The following is a 20525-nucleotide window of genomic DNA, read 5'->3' as shown; positions in this document are numbered from 1 at the left end:
TCACCTTGACTCTGAATATATTTCTTTATTACTTCTATAGGTGCACCACCTGTTGTAAGTAAGCAGTAACTTCTTGACCAAAAATATTCTTTCCATAACTTTTTCTTTATTTGAGGAAACTCTTTTTTTATAAGTCTACTACTCGCACTTTTATAAGCATTTATAAATTTTGATAATTCACTATTTGGATGTGCTTTGAATAATACATGAACATGGTTTTTGTCATGTTCCCATTCTTGGATAGTTATATTATAATTTGGACTTATTTTCTCAAATATATCTTTTAGTCTATTGCTTATATCATCATTTATTACTTCTCTTCTGTATTTTATAACTAATACAAGATGATAATGTAATAAGAATACTGAATGATTGTTTGTATCTAATTTCATTACTATCACTCATTTCTATTATTTACTACCAACTTTATTTTAGCACAAAAAAATAATAGAAGCAAGTTGTGTTTACGCATTCATCTCCCACCTATAGAGGATGGGAGACTTCTGCTAATCGTGTTAAAATCGTCATTCCTATTTTATTCCATGGCAACTTCCATATGCATTAAAGCTTCTTCATATGCTTTTAATATTTGATCTTGAAGCATTTGTCTCATTTGAGAATTTATAGGATGAGCTATATCTCTAAATTCTCCCTCTGATATTTTTCTGCTAGGCATAGCTATAAAAAGTCCATTTTGACCTTCTATTATTTTTATATCATGTACTACAAATAAATTATCAAAAGTTACAGAAACAATCCCTTTCATCTTACCATCTTCTGTAATCTTTCTCACCCTAACATCTGTTATTTCCAAAATATTCACACTCCTTTATACCGCTGGTAATTATGTTAATATATTCTATGGTAATATATTCTATGACAAATTTCAATTTCCTTCTAAGTTTTAAAAAAAAATCCACGATCTTTAAAATCGTGGATTTTACGTTACTATAAAATTTTTATTGGGTTCTATTTTGATTGTGTTTTTCTTTTCATCTACTTCTTTTAAATCTAAAAGATATATATAATCTTCAACTAGTTTTTCTTCAGGAGTAGATGTTGAAATCAACACTCCTTTACCTATGACTTGAGCATTGAATTCTCGCATTAAATCTTCCATTCCCTTAAGAGTTCCCCCACCTCTCATAAAATCATCTATCAATATAACTTTAGATCCTTCCTTTAATGCTTTTCTAGGTAAAGTCATAGTTTGAACTGTTTTTTTGCTTCCAGACATATAAGTTATATTGAGTGATGATCCTTCAGATACTTTAGTATCCTTTCTTATTATAACTAGCGGAAGGTTCATTGCTTTTGCTGCCATTAAAGCCATTGGAATTCCCTTAGTTTCTATTGTAACTACATAATCAGCTTCGCTATAATCTATATATGAAGCAAATATTTTTCCTATTTTAAAAGAAATCTCTGGATTATATATTAAATCTATTAAATATAAAAATCCTCCCGGTAGTATTCTCGATGGATCATTTATTTTCTCACAAAGCTCTTTTAAAAAATTTTCATTGTCTTCATCAGATATTTTAGGAATATACTTAACTCCTCCAGCAGCTCCTGCTATTGTAATTACTTTACCTAAATTCAATTTTTCAAATACGTTCTTTACTACTAATATATCTTCACTTATAGTTGATTTTGCAGCATTAAATTTTTGTGTAAAAAAACTCAAAGTAAATACTTTATTGGGATTATCTGAAAGTATCTTAACTATAGCTCCCATTCTTTCAGTTCTCTTAAACTTCATTTTAAACCTCCTGTTTTAATAATAATTATTATTATGGTATAATAAAGTCTATATTTTATTCATATTAATTATAATAGGTGTAAATTTTCAAATAAATTTAAAACATCATTTAATTATATCACAATATTAATTAATAAGGAGAGATTTTTGACATGCACATATATTTTATAGGAATCGGTGGAATAAATATGAGTGCCCTGGCTAAAATATGTCTAAGTAAAGGATATACAGTATCAGGCTCAGACGTTCAATATTCTAAAGTAATCGATAGTCTAAAAAAACAGGGTGCCAATATTAATATCGGTCATAAAAAAGAAAATATAACGAATGATATAGATTTAATAGTATATACAGCAGCTATAAGTGAAGATAACGAAGAATTTGTAGAAGCCAAAAATAAAAATATAAAAATCATGTCTAGAGCAAAATTTTTGGGTGAACTCATGAAGGACTATAAAAACTCAATAGCTATTGCTGGAACTCACGGAAAAACAAGTACTACTTCTATGATTTCTCTGTTATTCGAACTTTCAAATCTTGACCCTACTATACTTGTAGGCGGTCATTTAAAAGATATCGGCGGAAATACAAAAATAGGAAAATCCGAAAACTTTATTACAGAAGCTTGTGAATACGTAAATAGTTTTTTAGAATTCAATCCAAAAATTTCGGTGGTTTTGAATATAGAAGCAGATCATCTAGATTATTTTTCAAATCTCGATGATATTAAAAGTTCTTTTAATAAATTTGGAAAACTCCTTCCTAAAGATGGATATTTTATTGTAAACGGAGATGATAAAAACTGTCTAGATATTATATCTGATATCAACACAAATATTATAAAATACGGTCAAAATGAAAATAACGATGTCGTAATTAAAAATATCAAATTCAACGAAATGGGCCATGGCATCTTTTCACTTAAATTCAAAGGAAAAGATTTAGGTGAATTTAAACTTTCAATTCCCGGTATCCACAATATATACAATGCAACTGCAGCTATAACTGTTGGTATAATTTCAAATATACCTATTGATAAAATTAAATCCAATATAAGTAGATATACTGGTGTTGGAAGGAGATTTGAATACAAAGGAAAATATAAAGATGCAGTTATAATAGATGATTATGCTCACCATCCAACAGAAATCAAAGCTACATTATCCGCTGCTAAAAATATATGCAAAGGAAAACTTTGGTGTATATTTCAACCTCATACTTACACTAGAACTTATGCACTATTAGATGAATTTTCTAATTCATTCTTCGATGCAGACAAAGTTATAATCACAGATATTTATGCTGCTAGAGAAAAAGATACGGGAATAATTCATTCATCACAACTTGCAGATAAATTAAATGAAAATAATGTAGATGCTCTATACATCAAATCATTTAACGATATAGCAAAATACATCTGCGACAATGTAAATAAAAGCGATGTAGTTATAACTGCTGGAGCTGGAAACGTATTTAAAATAGCAGATATAATACTAAATGAGGCATAAATTTATGCCTCATTTTTATTAAGGTACATTTAAGAATGAATCTATTATTAAATCTGCATTTTTTATTTTGTAGTATTTACCACCCTTTTTTACATAGTTCTCATAGATTACAATTTCTTCACTATTGCCTTTTCCATTTAATCTCAATATGTATCTTTTTACTTCGTATTTATCAAATTTTACTTCCTTGATATCGTCATTAAATAGGGAATTTAATATGTCGTCTTTTTGTTCTTTTTCAAAAGTTTCCTCTATATTGTTTACAATATCTTTTACTTGTATATTTTCTACCCAATCATACTCCGATTTTTCTTTATTTTTTTTCTTTGCTACAAAACATATATCGCATAAATAGTTGTAAAAATCTCTATCTATTTCATAGTAAGATTTATAATCTTTGTAGTACACCCCAATTGCATTTCTTCCTATTGTCTGAATATAAAATTCGTAATTATCAGTTTTAACTGTTATATAAAAATTTTCTTCTGCTTCATCTGCTATTTTAGTTGCTTGATACTGACTTATTTTTCTTTTTTTATTTATTTGTTCATTAAATTTCTTTAAATCGCTTATTTCTTTCTTCTTGCCACTGTACTCTACTACTACAGTATTCCAATTTTCATAATTTTTAACGGCATCAAATGCTGTATATATCTCTTTATCGAATAATTTTTCTATATTTTTTTTATCATTAGAAGGAAATTTATAGTACTCACTCCTCTTGTTTTGACTTATTTTTAAGTAATTAAAATCTGTAAAAAATTCTATATCTTTTGCTCTCCCTTTGAATTTACATTTAAAATCTACGTTTTTATCTAATTTTTCAGCTTTTCGCAAATAATACTTAAAATTATCCAAAAATTCATCTTCTACAGTTATGTATTTTAGATTTTCATTAGATATTTGTATATTTCCTTGTCTTTTAAGTTCATCGATTAATGAAATTTTTTTTGTATTTGTACTTATAGTTTCCTCTGCTTTATCCGATTCCTTTGTCGTAAAACTCGTTATAAAAAAGCTTATTATAAAAATCAACAGTCCAATTACCATAAGTGATTTGATAACTTTTTTATCCATAATCATCACCTCTTTGTTCTAAATTATATCACAGATGAATTTCAATTTAAAAATGTTAAATTTTCTTAATATTTTTAGCAAACGTTAACATATCAATTTTGTATACTTCAATTTTTTTGCTTTTATCTTAATTTTTGTCCTTTTTACGACATGTAATTAATTGTATATGATTTTTGTTTTTTGCAAAATTTCTTTTTTTTGTCAAATATTTATTTTTTAAATATTCACAATCTTATGAATATACAGTATTATATGGCTATAAAAAAAATTTTTATGTATAATTAAATTACTTTATATAGTTTGCATTTTTCGAAAGGGGGATTTTTATGGCTCAATCAGCGACAAATTTAGCCGAATCTAAAAAAAGAAAGGGGCTTGATCCAGGAGCCTATCAAAAAATACCTGGAACGGAATATAAACCGTACATAAGTGCATCTACTGTACTGCCCGAACTTACCTTAACTTCAATTATTATAGGTATTGTTTTATCTATTGTATTTGGTGCTGCAAATGCATACTTGGGTTTAAGACTTGGTCAAACTGTAGGTGCTTCTGTTCCTGCGGCAGTTGCTTCCATGGCAATACTAAGGGGAGTTTTACAAAGAGGTAATGTTCTTGAAAATAACATGTGTCAAACTATAGGTTCTGCTGGAGAATCTTTAGCAGCTGGTGTTATTTTTACAATTCCTGCTTTAATAGTTTGGGGAATGGAAGTTAGCTTAATTGAAGTTTCTGCCATGGCTCTATGTGGAGGACTTTTAGGTATTTGTTTTTTACTTCCTCTTAGAAGATATTTAACTGTTGAAGAACATGGTAATCTACCATTTCCAGATGGTACAGCTTGTGCTGAGGTAATAGTAGCTGGTGAATCCGGAGGGGAAAACGCTAAACTTCTATTTGTAGGTGGAGGTATTTCAGCTGTTTACGCATTTTTAATGAAAGGACTTCAACTTTGGCACGAAGAACCAGAGTGGACTATTCCTGGATTTGACGGTGCTGTAGTAGGTATTGACGCTTATCCTTCTCTTTTAGGACTTGGATTTATAATGGGTCCAAAAATTTCTGCTATAATGCTTGCTGGTGCAGTTCTTGGTTGGATTGGACTTATTCCTTTAATAAAATTAATAGGTGCAAATGCTTCTGCTCCATTGTATCCTGGAACTGTTTTAATTTCTCAAATGGATCACTGGGATATTTGGTCATCATACATAAGATATATAGGTGCTGGCGCAGTTGTATTTGGAGGTATTTGGGGATTTATTAAAATACTCCCTGTTATGATTAAATCTTTCTCTTTAGGATTTGCTAATTTAACTAAAACTTCAAAAAACAATTCATCACTTAGAACTGATACAGATATGAATATGGGTATAGTATTTATAATGATTGCAATTATATTTGTATTTATAGCTTTTGTTCCACCTCTTAAATTTGGTATTTTAAGAGCCACACTTGCTATAGTGTTCTCATTCTTTTTTGTACCTGTTGCTGCTAGAATGACAGGTATGACTTCAAATAACCCTGTATCTGGTATGACAATAGCTACTCTTTTAGCTACTTGTTTGATATTAAAAAGCGTTGGATACGCTGGAGAAGCAGGAATGGTTGCAGCTTTATCTGTCGGTGTCATTGTTTGTATAGCTGCAGCAGTTACAGGAGATATGGCACAAGATTTAAAAACTGGTCATTTGCTTGGTGCTACTCCTAAAAAACAACAAATTGGTGAAATAATAGGTACTGTAGCAGCTGCTATTGCTATAGGATTTGTTATCAAGCTTTTAACTTCAGCTTATCAAATAGGTTCACAAGATCTTCCAGCTCCTCAAGCTAACCTTATGTCTATGGTTGTTAAGGGAGTTATGACAGGAAGTCTTCCTTGGAATTTAATATTTATAGGTATGGGTATTGGTGCCATGGCTGAAATGATAGGGCTTCCTGTTCTTCCATTTGCAGTAGGTTTATATTTACCTATACACTTATCAACTCCTGCTATTATAGGAGGATTTATAAGAGGTATTGTAGATAAAAAATTCTCTGGACATGAAGGAGATATAAGAAGAGAATCTGGAGTATTATTATCATCTGGTATGGTTGCTGGAGATGCTTTAATGGGAGTTCTTCTCGCTATATTTGCAGTAATAAAAGTTGGAGAAAAGAAACTTTCTGAAATTATCGCTATAGGAGGAAATATAGCACAAATAGGTGGAAGTACTTTATCACTTGTTATGTTCATGCTTATGGCAGTACTTCTGTATTACACTGCTGTAATTAGAAAAGTTAAAATAGATGAATAAGATTGTACCCCTAATAATTATTAGGGGTATAATTCTTGAAACAATTATAAAACTCATTAAATTAAAAAATCTTCAAAAAGAAATATAAAAGAACATTCATTCCAGATAACTTTTGAAAAAACTAAACTTTATGTTAATGAAAAATCCTAAACCTTCAAAACTCACTTCGTTCAAACATTGAAGGTTTTTAACAGATTTTTCATTACATCTCAGTAAGTTTTTTTACAAAAGTTATCAGAGTCATTCACTTATCTTTGTATATTTCTTTTTTATGGTATATTAATTAAAGGAGGAAATAAATATTGAATAATTTACTTGATTTTATACCTGTAAAAAACGAAAAATACACATGGGTAGAAAATGAAAATGGTCTTATAAGTATAATTATAAAAAGAGATGGATTTGTTGATAAACTTATGCAAAAAGCATTTAATACTCCTAAAAAAACAACTGTCGATTTAGATGAAATAGGCTCTTTAGTATGGAAAAATATAAATGGTAAAAATTCAATCGAAAAAATAGGAAATATATTAATAGAACATTTAAATGATACTGATTTTATATATGAAAGACTTGCAAAATACATTCAAATGCTAAATAATAACGATTTTATAACGTTTAAAAAGTAGGTGTGTTCTATGAAATTTCTAATCGGTACTATTTTATTCACTATATCTTTTTCATTTATATTTTTATGGGGATATAAAAGAGCTCAATATTTGCCTTATGATTGGCAAATGAAACTTCTAAAGAAATCTAAAAATAAAGTATTAAAATCCCTCGAAAAAAATAAAAAACTATCTTTTTACGAAGTTAAAAATATATGTAAATCTATAAAAATCAAAACTATAAAAGGCGTTTTAAATATAAAAAATATAGATAAATTTGCATCTACATTGATGCAAAATATGGTCGATGAAAGGTTGGTAATTACTAAAATAGAAAAAGGAGAAAGAGTATACTATAAAGCATAACTCTTCTCCTTTTTTTATGCACTTCCCAATACATTTATATAGTCTACATAAGGGTCTTGAGTTCCTTGAAGTTGACATTCTTCTTCTTTTAAAATCTTCACATATTCTACCATATCTTTTGTTATTCTTTCTCCTGGAACTACTAATGGTATTCCCGGTGGATATACCATTATTGATTCTCCACTTATTTCTCCCACAGCTTCATCTAAAGGAACAACACGTTTACTTGAATAGTACGCATCTCTTGGAGATACTATAAGATCAGGATTTTGAAGAATACTCTTTTTGAGTTTTATTTCTTCATCTCTTTTGTATTTTTTAGCTATATCAGCTAATGCATCGACTAGTGCGTCTAAGCTTTTCTTGGTATCTCCAATACTTACTATTGCAAGTATATTGTACATATCAGCAAGTTCTATTTGTATGTTATATTCATCTCTTAATATATCGTATACTTCATATCCAGTAAGACCTATTTTTCTCACATTTACTCCTAACTTTGTTTCATCAAAATCATAAACTCCACTTGTTCCTATAAGTTCTTTAGAAAAAGCATATAATCCTTCTATTTCGTTTATCTTTTTTCTAGCTTCTCTAGTTAAATTCAATATATTATCTAGTATTTCTTCTCCTTTTGTAGCTAATTGTTTTCTAGCTACATCTAAAGAACTCATTAAAAGGTATGATGCTGATGTGGATTGAGTGAGATTTATTGTAGTTTTAACATGATTATGATCTATTATCCCATCTCTCAAAAGGAGAATTGAGCTTTGAGTTAGTGAACCACCTGTTTTATGCATACTAACTGCTGCCATATCAGCTCCTACCTTCATAGCACTATCTGGAATGTCTTCATGGAAGTTCATATGAGCTCCATGTGCTTCGTCTACTAAAACAGAAATTCCATTTCTATGAGCTATTTTAACTATAGAAGCTAAATCTGAAGCTACACCGTAGTAAGTTGGGTTTATTAAAAATATAGCTTTAGCGTCAGGATGTTTTCCTATTGCTCTTTCTACTTCTTCTACTGAAACTCCCATGGCAATTCCCAATTCCTCATTTATTTCAGGCTGTATATAGACTGGTATTGCCCCACTTAGTATTATCGCAGATGTAGCTGATTTATGAGCATTTCTAGGAATTATTATTTTATCTCCCGGTTCACACGCACTCATAATCATAGCTTGAACGGCAGCTGTCGTTCCATTTACTATAAAATACGCATGGTCTGCCCAATAAGCATCAGCTGCAAGCTCTTGAGCATCTTTTATTACTCCTATTGGATTGCATAGGTTATCTAGACATTTCATAGAGTTTACATCTATTTCTAAAACTCTACTTCCAACAAAATCTCTAAATTCAGAAAGTCCAACTCCATGCTTGTGTCCAGGAACATCAAAAGGTATCACATTTTTGCTATGATACTCTTTTAGAGCAGTAAATAAAGGAGTCATATTTTGATTTAATCTTTTCAATTATATTCTCATCTCCTCTTGTTTCACATTTGTAAACTTTAAAATTATTTTTAAGAAACTTACTGATTTTAATTTATAATATTTACTGCTAAAAATCAATATTTTTTTTGTTAGATTTACATATTTTACAGTTATTATTTCTAGGCTCTACGTGAACAGTTACACCTTTTATCTTTTCTATTTCTCTAATTATCTTCTCCTCTACATTATGTGCTATTTCATGTCCTTCATATACGCTAATTTCACTATCTACACATATTATTAAATCTACATATGCCATTGCGCCATGGCGTCTGCTTTTTAAACTTTTTACATTATAAACTCCATTTGTATTAAGAGCTAAATTAATCAACTTCTGTTCATCTTCTTTCTCTATTGAATAATCCATCAATTCATTTGCAGATATTTTTAAAATATCTAATCCTACTTTTAATACAAATAGAGAAACCAAAGTTCCCGCTATTGGGTCTAAAATTTTAAATCCGAGCATAGATCCTGCAATACCAATCAAAGCTCCTACAGTTGAAAGTGAATCAGACCTATGATGCCACGCATCAGCTTTTAAAGAAGGTGAATTTATTTTATTTGCAACTTTAATAGTTATATAGTACTGATATTCTTTGAATATTATAGATACAAAACCTATAATTAAAGGAAGAATCGTTGGAGTTTTTACTTTTTCTAGATTAAATAAAAGCTTTAAAGAATTAAACCCTATTTCAAACCCAACTACAATAAGTACTAATGACAAAACAAAAGCCATCAGTGTCTCTGCTCTTTCATGACCGTAGTTATGCTCTTTATCATGAGGTTTTTTAGATATAAAATTTCCAATCAACACTCCCAAAGATGTCACAATATCAGATGCTGAATGAATACCATCTGCAATCATAGCACTTGAATTTCCTACAATACCTGCTATTACCTTTATAATTGATAAAATAACATTTATAATTATTGATTTTATTGTTACATTTGTAGACTCATCATATCTTTCCATATATCTCCTCCATAAATTAATTTTTATAATCAATTACAAAACCCCTAAATCCATTATTTTTCTAAAAAAGAAATATATAAAGATAAGTGAATGCCTATGATAACTTTTGTAAAAAAACTTACTGAAATGTAATGAAAAATTTGTTAAAAACCTTCAATGTTTGAACGAAGTGAGTTTTGAAGGTTTAGGATTTTTCATTACATAAAGTTTAGTTTTTTCAAAAGTTATCTGAAATGAACATTCTTTTATATTTCTTTTAAAAACTTTTTAATTTAATGAGTTTTGCAATTACCTATTAATTTTCATTTAAATTATTATACCACTCTTTCTACAATTCTAAAAAACAAAAACCCCATATTATAATAATATGAGGTTTAAAAATTTTATTCTTCAGCTACTGCTATTAATCTGCTTTTACAGTCTATAAAGCAAAGCCAATATCCATAATCATCCCTTCTATTACTACAAGGAACAAAATGGCAAAATCCTGTATCCCCTTCATCTGGCTGTTCATTTTTTTTCCCAGGTATTCCGTATATATAATATTTTCTCTTTCCATCTTCACCGTATTTAATTCCAAATATATAGTGTCTGTATTTATAAGATAAAGACGTAATATCAGAATATAAAATACAATTTATATAATTTACATATCCTAAATAAGGCATGACATATCCACACATACTAATAGGACTTATATCTATTTTCCACCATCTAGTATATTCTATTTCCTCAATAAATGGTTTTATCTCTCTATATCTCTTTAAAAACTTTTTGAGTTTTCGTGGAACAAAATACATCTTCTCTTTATTATAATTGTAATTTCTCGATATGTCTTCTTGTATATTTTCTACTTTTATCTTTTCTTCTTTTTCTTCTTTTAAATATTCCTCTTCTTTTTTTTCTTCGTTTTTTTTTTCCTCTTTTTTATCTATATTTAGCACAATTACTTCTTCTTCTTTTCTTGGCAATTCTTCCTCTATCTCCAAATCAGGCTCATCTAAATTATCTTCTATAATATCTTCTTGATATAAATCATCATCTATTTCCAATTCATCTACATCATCTTCTATATTTTCTTCTTCTACATTTTCTTCTGCTGTGTATTCTTCTGCAAATATTATACTCTCATAATCTTGAACTTTTTTCCCTTTAAATCCAATTAGAGGTATTTTTTTCTCATAAGTCAATGCCACTGCCTTAATATCTAAATTTTGTTCATTAAAGCTAATTTTAAATTCACCTTTTCCGCTTTCATCTACTAATACTCTACCCACATCTTTAACAGTTAAATCATCTTCTACTATTACTACCCTATATCCTCCCCTAATGTATTTAACATTTTCAACATAAAGCATAAGATTTGCTCTATCATCTCTCATTTCTATTTTTGCAAATGCTTTAGGTGAAGTTTTTTCTTTTAATTTAAAAGATGAATCTTTTGATTCTAAAATAATATAATCTCTTCTATACCTTCTTTTCATTATTACCCCCCCATTTAAAATAAATCTATATTATAACATATATGTCATTAAGCAAAAAAAAAGTACTTCCTATTAAACTTAAGGAAGTACTTTTTCGTAAATTATATTAGATAAGTGTGCAAATTCATCTATTGAAAGTGTTTCTCCTCTTCTTTTTTCATCAATGCCAGCTTCTTTTAATACATCTTTAATTTCTTCTTTACTTAATTTAAGGTCATATGAACTCAATGCATTTAAAATAGTTTTTCTTCTTTTTGCAAAAGAAGCTTTAACTACTTTAAAAAATAAACTTTTATCTTTTAAATTGTATTTTGGACTTTTATGTGTTCTAAGTGCTATTACAGTAGATTCTACATTCGGTTGAGGTATAAACAAAGTTTTTGGAACTTTAGTTATTATATCAACATCACAGTAGTATTGAACTGCAACAGACAAAGCTCCATAATCCTTAGTTGAAGGATTTGCCTTCATTCTATCTGCTACTTCTTTTTGAACCATAACTACAATATCACTTACAGGTACATCTTCTTCTAAAAATTTCATAATTATAGGAGTTGTTATGTAATAAGGAAGATTTGCAACTAACTTTACAGGTCCCCCGTTTAATTTTTCTTCAACTAGCTTATTTACATCTACCTTTAGTATATCTTCATTTATAACTTCTATATTATCCCGATCTCCTAAAGTATCTTTAAGTATTGGTATTAAATTTTTATCTATTTCAACAGCTACTACTTTTTTTGCTATATTCGATATCTCTCTTGTTAAAGTACCAATACCAGGTCCTACTTCTATTACATAATCTCCATCACTTATTCTCGCTCCTTCAATTATCCTATTTATTATATTAGCATCTATTAAAAAATTTTGCCCTAACGATTTTGAAAATTTAAAATTGTATTTTTGAACAATCTCTTTTGTAATTTTAGGCGAAGAAAGTTTTTCCATAATATCGTCTCCTATTTGTTTATATTTTTAACTGCGTTTTCAAATTCTTCTCTAGTTACACCATAATTGTTAAGTCTATTTAAAAACTGCTTGGCGTTTCCATAGCCTATTCCTAAAATTTTACCTATTTTATCTCTTCTTTTAGAAGAATCTTCTCCTCCTATTAATCCATTTCTTATTAAATCCCTTTGAGAAAATTCACTTCTCTTATTTACACTTTCAGTTCTAACTTTAAGCAAAGCTGCTCTAATGCTTTCCACAGACGCATTTTCTATACCTATATCGTCTCCTTTTATAGCTTCTTCTCTAGGCAAAAATGCATGTTTACACCCTTTAACTTCATTTGCTATTTTCTTTCTTATTTTTTCTCCAGCAAAATCAGGATCAGTAAATATTATAACTCCTCTTCTTCTTTGAGCTTCTTTTATTCTATTCATTACTCCCTTAGGAAACCCAAAGCCACCTGTAGCTATAATTTCAGCGTCTACTGCTTTTTTTACTGCTGTTATATCATCTCTTCCTTCAACTACTATTATTTCCTTTATCAGATTAATCACCCCTAATATAAAATTACATTCTTAATATACTACAAAATTTACTAAAAACAAAGGCATATTATTGTTTTTAACAATATATGCCTTCTAAAATTTACTCTAAAACATACACTTTAAGTTTTTTCATTCCAAATTTTTTTGCCCTCGACAAACTATTCATATATATATCTATCTTGTTCCCTTTTATAGCTCCTCCTATATCTTCTGCTGTACAAACCATTTTCATATACGGTATGTATACTTTACTTCCCAATGGTATAACTTTAGGGTCTACTGCAATTACCCCTTTTCTCACAGTCGTACCCATATACGTTTTAGCGTATCCAGGATCATTAGGTCTTTTACCTGTACTCTCAAATCCAGCTGTATAAGCAGTTGCTGTAACAATTAAAACCTTTTTAAATCTCTTCACTTCACCCCTTGAAGTAACTATAAAGTTTTTAGTTCCTTTTTTTATTATTTCATTTTTAGGGCTAGTTATTATATTTTCTTTAACTAAAGTTTTACTGACTTCTTTTCCATCATTAAATACTACCTTATAATCCGCTTCTCTTTTTCCATTACGTCCTTCTTGAATTTTAACCATTTTGCCTATTTCCAAATTATCATCATACACAACTTCAACTTCAAAAGGTATTTCTTCAACTTTTTTTACTATTTTTTCCTCTACCTTGGTTATTTTTATTTCATCATTTCTTTTTAGTTTGTGATCTAAAGGAAAATTCAATTTATCAAGTTTTGAAATAGCTATATTTTCCTGTTTCAATAAATCTCTTACTGTATCTTGTGCTGTTATTACTTTTTTAGTCTGTCCATTTAGAACTAAATTAACTTCAAAAGCTCTTTTTACTGTTACATTAATATTGTCTTTTAATTTTGAATTTAGCCCGGGGAGAACTTTATCATTTTTTCCTAATTTTATATTTTTTTCTTCTAACAACTCTTTAACTGTTTTTGAAAAAGTACTTATGTTTTCTTTTTTATTATCGACCGTGAGTATTACCTTGCTATTTAAAGCATCGTATATTCCAACACACCCTAGAAATATTACTACAGATATTATTGTGATGTGTAATTTTCTCATTTTTAATAGTTCCATAAAGATCCCTCCTCATTTCAGAAAAGACCCCCCGCAAAGACTTGATACATTATATTTTATTTTTTTTTTATTGTCAAATAAAATTTTTTACATTTTTGGTATCCTCCTTTTTTAAAGCACACAAAAAAAATATATTACAAAATAGTGTAAATAATTCCTTAATAGGAATACTTTTTTTATTATTTCCCAATATTTTAGTATATATGCAGTAATTTCTCAAACAAAAATAAAGGCATGACTTCTATAGAATTTAGAAATCATGCCTAAATAGCCTTTTTATTGTTACCTACTTTTTAAGGACAAGTTCATTTTCTTGCCTTTATTTTATATTAAAAAGTCTTTTACCATTTTCCATTGTAACTTCACAAACTTTTTCGTAAGAAATTCCCTTCTCTATTGCTATTTTTTCTGCTACATATCTCACTAAAGATGGATCATTTCTCTTTCCTCTATGAGGATGAGGAGTAAGATACGGAGAATCCGTTTCTATAAGTAAATATTCTAGCGGAATTTCTCTTACTACTTCTTGTGTTTTTTTGTTGTTTTTAAATGTAACTGGTCCTGCTATTGATATTAAACATCCTAATTTTATATATTCTCTTGCGAGTTCTACATTTCCAGAATAACAGTGAAGTACACATCCTATATCTTTGTTTTTAGTATTCTTTATTATATCAAATGTATCTTGATGTGCATCTCTATCGTGAACTATTATCGGAAGTTTTAATTCATTTGCAAGTTCAATTTGTCTTTTAAACCATTTTTTTTGCAAATCCCTTGGAGAATTATCGTAATAATAATCAAGTCCTATTTCTCCTATTGCCACCACTTTTTCATTTTGTGCAAGTTCTCTTAAAACATTTATTGTATCTTCATCCATATCCTTAACATCATGTGGATGAACTCCAACTGCTGAATATATAAAATCGTATTTTTTAGAAAGTTCTACTGCTTTTAAAGAAGATGGTATATCTGCTCCTGGATTTAGTACGTATTTTATTCCTTCTTCCTTTATTTTTTTTATTACGTATTCTCTATCTTCTTTAAATCTGCCATCGCATAAATGTGCATGTGTATCAAATAACATATTTTTCACCTCTATCTCACTTCAGATCCACTAGGTATTCCTTCAACAGTTGGAAGTACTAATAAAGAATCATCGTCTGTTGCTGCTGATAAAATCATTCCCTGAGATTCTACTCCTCTTAATTTAACTGGTTTTAAGTTGCAAACAACTATTACTTGTTTTCCAACTAATTCATCTGGTTTGAAGTGTTTTGCTATTCCTGAAACTATCTGTCTTTCTTCACTTCCTATTTGAACTTTAAACACTAAAAGCTTGTCTGCTTTAGGATGTTTTTGAGCAGTTAATATTTTACCTACTCTAAGTTCTATTTTATCAAATTCATCTATTGTTATTTCTTCTTTGTGATTTATTTTTATTTCTTCTGCTGTTTCTTTATTTGAAAACATATCCTCAAGCTCCTTTACTTCTTTTTCTATATCTATTCTAGGGAATAAAACTTCTCCTTTTGAAACTTTAGTATTTTCTTTTATTTTTCCAAATTCATGAGTGCTTTCCCAAGTGAGAATTTCACTATTTGTATCTATTCCCAATTGCTTGTATATTTTGTTTGATGTTTCATTCATAAACGGACTTAATAAAACTGATACTATTCTTATTGATTCAGATAAATTGTAAAGTACTGTATCTAATTCGTCTTTTTTAGTTTCATCTTTAGCTAAAGCCCATGGCATAGTTTCATCTATATATTTATTAGTTCTTCTAACTACTTTAAATATTTCCTCTAATGCTTCACTAAATTGAAGTCTATCCATTGCATCTTCTACTTTTTTATGTACTTCTTTTGCTACATCTATTAATTCAGTGTGAACTCCACCCGCAAATTTAGAAGAAGGTATAAATCCATCTCTGTACTTTTCAATCATTGCCACAGTTCTACTTACTAAATTTCCTAAGTCATTTGCAAGATCTGAATTTATTCTAGTTAAAAAGTTTTTATTAGTATAGCTTCCATCTTGCCCAAATGTAAATTCTCTAAGTAAGAAATATTTAAGTGCATCTATTCCATATCTTTCAATCAAAGGCTCTGGATACACTATATTTCCTTTTGATTTTGACATTTTATCATCTGCAAATAATATCCAGCCATGGCCGTAAACTTTTTTAGGTAAAGGTAAATCAAGTGCCATAAGTATAGCAGGCCATATAATAGTGTGAAATCTTACTATTTCTTTTCCAACAATATGAACATCAGCTGGCCAATATTTTTTGTACTGACTATCATCTTCGCTTAAATATCCTAAAGCTGTAATATAATTACAAAGAGCATCAAGCCAAACATATACTACATGTTTATCGTCAAATGGAACCTTAATTCCCCAATCAAAAGTTGTACGTGAAACACATAAATCTTCAAGCCCTGCTTTTAAAAAGTTATTAAGCATTTCATTTTTTCTGGATTCAGGAAAACAAAAATCAGGATTTTCTTCAAAATACTCTATAAGTCTATCTTGATATTTAGACAATTTAAAGAAATAAGCTTCTTCTTTGGCTAAATATACTTCTCTCTTACAATCTGGGCATTTATTTCCTTCTAATAATTGAGTTTCAGTCCAAAAGCTCTCACAAGGTGTACAATACCATCCTTCGTAAGAACCTTTATATATATCTCCTTTATCGTAAAGCTTTTTAAATATTTTTTTAACTATTTCTTTATGTCTATCTTCTGTTGTTCTTATAAAATCATCATAAGATATATTCATAGTTTTCCAAAGTTCTTTTATTTCACCTACTATATTGTCTAAATACTCTTTTTCAGTTAATCCTTGTTTTTTAGCTGTTTTTTGTATTTTTTCTCCATGTTCATCAGTTCCAGTTAAAAATTTCACATCATATCCACAAAAACGCTTAAATCTAGCAATAGCATCTGCTGCAACAGTTGTATAAGTATGTCCTATATGAAGTCTTCCACTTGGATAATAAATTGGAGTTGTAACATAAAAAGTCCCTTTACTCATAATTTAATCCTCCTTTTATTTTTGTTTTATAAATTGATGATTTTTTCAATTATCTATTAATCTTTTTCTAACTTTGCATAACTAAAACATCTTTTCCTTCAAAAGCTATTCCTAACTCTATTATATTTTTTATTCCTCTATCCAATAAATCTAGTTTATAATTTTTATTCTTTATCTGATTTATAGCATTTTGAGCTGCTATTTCTAAATTTTCTTTATCATCTTTATCTACTTTTTTAAATTCCATAATTATACCAATTTTACTTTTATCCTTTGGAATTAAAGCTACATCATATCTTCCATATCCACTTTCTCTATTAGACTTAACCTCATAATCATCACAAAGAGCTACAAGCATTCCTAGTACAAAAGCATGATACACTTTTTCACTTTCATTTCCACCTGTATCAAAATAACTAATACTGCTTAATACAAATTCTTTTAGTATCTTTGAAAATGTTTTTATATCTCCATTTACTAAGCTTTTAAGCATAATATTAAATTTATCGTTATTTATACTTTCATCAAACCATGACATAATTATTTCTTCATACAAATATGCTACTTCTAAATTTGGAATTTTTAAATTGCAATAAGTTTTTCCTCTTTTAAACTCTTCATTCACTACCTTTAAATATCCACTAAAAAGCAAAAAACTCCACACATTTTCTGAACTCTTATCTATATCCTTCATAACTATATCTTCATTTATAGTTTTTACTATGTCTTTTCCTTTTATTAAATCCTCAAGATCTTTTTTTATAAATTCTCCCGATTTTGTAAGTATTATTTTAACTAAATCATTACTACTTGTATTTACCCAGTAAGGTCTATATCCTTTCTCATAATTATCTACATAATTTAATATCGACCATGGATTGTATATTACATTTTTTCCAAATATATATCCATTGTACCATTTTCTAACTTCATCCATTTCAGATTCTATATTATAGTATTTTAATATTTCTTTTACTTCATTTTCTAAAAATCCAAATTTATCGCTGTAGTGATTTTTTAATATTGTACATACCTTTAAATTATTAAGTCCTGAGAATATACTTTCTTTTGCTACTCTCAAAATTCCTGTAAGAACTCCCTTTTGCAAATATTCATTATCTTTAAGCACTGCACTTAAGAAAATTCTCATAAATTCTATTACTTTTCCATAATAATTATTTAAATATCCACTTTGAATTGGAACATCGTATTCATCTATCAAAACAACTGTTTTTTGCTTGTAATATTTAGCTAAATACTTACTTAAAACTTTTAAACTCTCTAAAAAATCTACATATTCCGCTTCACTTTCTAAGATACTTTTAAACTCTATTTTTTCATATTTATCTAAAATATCTTCTTCTAAAAGATATTTATGTTTAACAAATTCATTTCTTATTATTTTTTTTAATCCACTAAGACAATCTTCCCAATTAGAATATTTTATATCTTTAAAAGTAATATATATTACCGGATATTTTCCTTGCATATCCATTATTTCCTTATAATTATTTATTTTTAATTTTTCAAATAAATACCTATTGTCTTCATCACTTTTCTCAAAAAAATACTTGAGCATACTCATATTAAGCGTTTTACCAAAGCGTCTAGGTCTTGGAATAAGTATTACCTTAGATCCGTCATCTAGTATCTCTTTTATAAATAGGCTCTTATCTACATAATAATAATTTTCACTTATTAATTCTTTAAAATCACTTATGCCTATAGGTATTTTTCTCATATAATTCTCTCCTTATTTAAGTAAATACATAAAAATCTCGCCCCAGTATAGGGGCGAGATTATCTCGCGGTACCACCCTAATTTACCTAAAAATTAGGTATCTTAGTAGACTATAACGCGCCTAAACGTTTCACTCTAAAGAATGCTCTCTCAAATGAAAAGCTCCAGGACCATATTCAATAAAGCTCTCAACGCTAGCTTTCACCTAATCTAGCTCTCTGTAGAAGATTACTTTATCTACTCTTCCCTTCACAGCTTTAAATATTAATTCTATTTTAACCAAAATTTTATATAATTATTCTTTCAATGTCAAGGCAAAACAGGGGGGAAATATAAATTTAATATTTAGGAGAAAATACCTTATCTATGTCATTTACAATACTTAAATCTACCTCTTTATTAATTCCCATTTCTTTCAAAATACTTATAGCTTTTTCATGACTTAAAGGTTTTCTATACGGTCTATCTTCTGTTAGAGCTTGATATATATCAAGACATGTCATCAATCTCGAATTAAAATCTAAATCTTTATAGTTAAGCCCATTAGGATATCCCTTTCCATTTAATTTTTCATGATGATTTGATGCCCATTTAGTTATTTCCTCAAATCCTTTAATATCTTTTAAACATACTTTTGTATAATAAGAGTGTTTTTTTATTAATGAAAATTCTTCATCGCTCAACTTTCCAGGTTTATCTAATATAGAATTGGATATTGCAAGTTTTCCTATATCATGAAGTTTAGCAGATATTATGAGCTTTATTTTTTCATCATGTGAAAATTCATAGTTATCAGCCATAATAGACACTTTTTGAGAAAGTTCACAGCTGTGTTTTTGTGTAAATTTAGATTTACTATCTATAATTTTAGAAAAAATGTTCATCATTCTGAGAATTTCATCGAAACTCAAATCCTGTTCATAATTAGGAATTTCTCTTTTAAGTTGATTTTTTATGTTTTCATTTTTTAATGATATCCAAAAAGAATCCGAATTGGCAATTTTCAAAAATGCATCTACGACAGCTTTAGAAAATCTTTTATCTTTTTCACTTTTTACATATTCTATTATTTTATTTTTCTTATTTATATCAACATTTTCGTAATTAAAAGTAAAATCAACGTAATCTGCAAATCCTATTAATTGAGCCATAATAGGAATTTCTTCTCCTTTTAATCCAAAAAACCCTTTTCCATCATATGTTTCATGATGATATTTTATTATATTTTTAGGATTAGTGAGAAATGGAAAGCTCTTTATATTATTTTCCCCAATAATACAGTGATCCTTAAATGATTCTTCTATGTGAAAATTTTTAAAATTGCCAAACTCGACATTATTATCTAACAGCGTTTGTGTTAATCCATTATCGTGAAGTATGGATAGCGATAAAATATCTATTTGTTCTTTATTATTTAAATTGAATTCTTTTGCTAATTTAAAAGCTATATACCCAACTCTCTTTGAATGATTAGTCGTCACTGATAACATATCCATTTCGACAAAATCCAAAGCTGTCGATATAGATATTAAAAAATCATTGAAATTAAAAATCATACGCTCCCCCC

At 28.4% G+C, this 20525-nt stretch carries 18 protein-coding genes and 1 other annotated feature; of the genes, 4 read left to right on the top strand and 14 right to left on the bottom strand.

Features of this window, described 5'->3' with window-relative positions:
• From tnpA to purR, 3 genes are all read right to left on the bottom strand, one after another.
• Positions 1-392 (bottom strand): IS200/IS605 family transposase (gene tnpA, locus BUA19_RS08665; RefSeq protein ID WP_084602015.1); only part of this gene is annotated, 392 nt, incomplete at its 3' end.
• 143 nt (positions 393-535) lie between these two features.
• Positions 536-814 (bottom strand): septation regulator SpoVG, encoded by a 279-nt coding sequence (gene spoVG / locus BUA19_RS08660; RefSeq protein ID WP_072725659.1) that lies wholly within the window; start codon positions 812-814, stop codon positions 536-538.
• A 126-nt stretch (positions 815-940) separates the two neighbouring features.
• Positions 941-1762, bottom strand: coding sequence for a pur operon repressor (purR, locus tag BUA19_RS08655; protein ID WP_072725657.1), 822 nt, complete (start codon positions 1760-1762; stop codon positions 941-943).
• A gap of 152 nt (positions 1763-1914) precedes the next feature.
• On the opposite strand from purR, the gene murC reads away from it, so the two are divergent.
• The gene (gene murC / locus BUA19_RS08650; RefSeq protein ID WP_072725656.1) at positions 1915-3270 is read left to right on the top strand and encodes a UDP-N-acetylmuramate--L-alanine ligase; all 1356 of its coding nucleotides are present in this window, start codon (positions 1915-1917) and stop codon (positions 3268-3270) included.
• Between the two features lie 18 nt (positions 3271-3288).
• Here murC and BUA19_RS08645 read toward each other — a convergent pair whose 3' ends face one another.
• A complete protein-coding gene (locus BUA19_RS08645; protein ID WP_072725654.1) occupies positions 3289-4347 on the bottom strand; it encodes a hypothetical protein in 1059 nt (352 codons plus the stop codon).
• A 326-nt stretch (positions 4348-4673) separates the two neighbouring features.
• Here BUA19_RS08645 and BUA19_RS08640 point away from each other — a divergent pair, with 326 nt between their 5' ends.
• From BUA19_RS08640 to BUA19_RS08630, 3 genes are all read left to right on the top strand, one after another.
• Positions 4674-6641: an OPT family oligopeptide transporter gene (locus tag BUA19_RS08640; protein WP_072725652.1), complete on the top strand. Its 1968-nt coding sequence runs from the start codon at positions 4674-4676 to the stop codon at positions 6639-6641.
• A 302-nt stretch (positions 6642-6943) separates the two neighbouring features.
• Positions 6944-7270, top strand: a complete 327-nt coding sequence (locus tag BUA19_RS08635; RefSeq protein WP_084602014.1) for a PqqD family protein — start codon at positions 6944-6946, stop codon at positions 7268-7270.
• Between the two features lie 9 nt (positions 7271-7279).
• On the top strand, positions 7280-7615 hold the full coding sequence (locus BUA19_RS08630; protein ID WP_072725649.1) for a hypothetical protein: 336 nt from the start codon (positions 7280-7282) through the stop codon (positions 7613-7615).
• A gap of 14 nt (positions 7616-7629) precedes the next feature.
• Here BUA19_RS08630 and BUA19_RS08625 read toward each other — a convergent pair whose 3' ends face one another.
• From BUA19_RS08625 to BUA19_RS08580, 10 genes are all read right to left on the bottom strand, one after another.
• On the bottom strand, positions 7630-9090 hold the full coding sequence (locus BUA19_RS08625) for an aminotransferase class I/II-fold pyridoxal phosphate-dependent enzyme (RefSeq protein ID WP_330389058.1): 1461 nt from the start codon (positions 9088-9090) through the stop codon (positions 7630-7632).
• 88 nt (positions 9091-9178) lie between these two features.
• Positions 9179-10090 carry a cation diffusion facilitator family transporter gene (locus tag BUA19_RS08620; RefSeq protein ID WP_072725647.1) on the bottom strand — a complete coding sequence of 304 codons (912 nt, stop codon included), beginning with the start codon at positions 10088-10090 and terminating at the stop codon, positions 9179-9181.
• A gap of 383 nt (positions 10091-10473) precedes the next feature.
• On the bottom strand, positions 10474-11574 hold the full coding sequence (locus tag BUA19_RS08615; RefSeq protein ID WP_072725645.1) for a hypothetical protein: 1101 nt from the start codon (positions 11572-11574) through the stop codon (positions 10474-10476).
• A 78-nt stretch (positions 11575-11652) separates the two neighbouring features.
• The gene (gene rsmA, locus BUA19_RS08610) at positions 11653-12522 is read right to left on the bottom strand and encodes a 16S rRNA (adenine(1518)-N(6)/adenine(1519)-N(6))-dimethyltransferase RsmA (protein ID WP_143145413.1); all 870 of its coding nucleotides are present in this window, start codon (positions 12520-12522) and stop codon (positions 11653-11655) included.
• Between the two features lie 11 nt (positions 12523-12533).
• Positions 12534-13070 (bottom strand): ribonuclease M5, encoded by a 537-nt coding sequence (gene rnmV / locus BUA19_RS08605; RefSeq protein WP_072725663.1) that lies wholly within the window; start codon positions 13068-13070, stop codon positions 12534-12536.
• Positions 13071-13170: 100 nt separating this feature from the next.
• Entirely contained in the window at positions 13171-14175 is a 1005-nt protein-coding gene (locus BUA19_RS08600; RefSeq protein ID WP_072725641.1) for a 3D domain-containing protein, read from the bottom strand.
• A 319-nt stretch (positions 14176-14494) separates the two neighbouring features.
• The gene (locus BUA19_RS08595; RefSeq protein WP_072725640.1) at positions 14495-15262 is read right to left on the bottom strand and encodes a TatD family hydrolase; all 768 of its coding nucleotides are present in this window, start codon (positions 15260-15262) and stop codon (positions 14495-14497) included.
• Positions 15263-15273: 11 nt separating this feature from the next.
• On the bottom strand, positions 15274-17217 hold the full coding sequence (gene metG, locus BUA19_RS08590; protein WP_072725639.1) for a methionine--tRNA ligase: 1944 nt from the start codon (positions 17215-17217) through the stop codon (positions 15274-15276).
• A gap of 67 nt (positions 17218-17284) precedes the next feature.
• Positions 17285-18958 (bottom strand): AAA family ATPase, encoded by a 1674-nt coding sequence (locus BUA19_RS08585; protein WP_072725638.1) that lies wholly within the window; start codon positions 18956-18958, stop codon positions 17285-17287.
• A gap of 46 nt (positions 18959-19004) precedes the next feature.
• Positions 19005-19220, bottom strand: a binding site (T-box leader).
• Between the two features lie 76 nt (positions 19221-19296).
• Entirely contained in the window at positions 19297-20514 is a 1218-nt protein-coding gene (locus tag BUA19_RS08580) for an HD-GYP domain-containing protein (RefSeq protein WP_072725636.1), read from the bottom strand.
• Positions 20515-20525 lie beyond the last annotated feature (11 nt).

This window comes from Tepidibacter thalassicus DSM 15285 (genome assembly GCF_900129915.1).
In the GTDB taxonomy this organism is placed as follows: Bacteria; Bacillota; Clostridia; order Peptostreptococcales; family Peptostreptococcaceae; genus Tepidibacter; species Tepidibacter thalassicus.
This window is presented reverse-complemented; position numbering and strand designations above follow the sequence as displayed.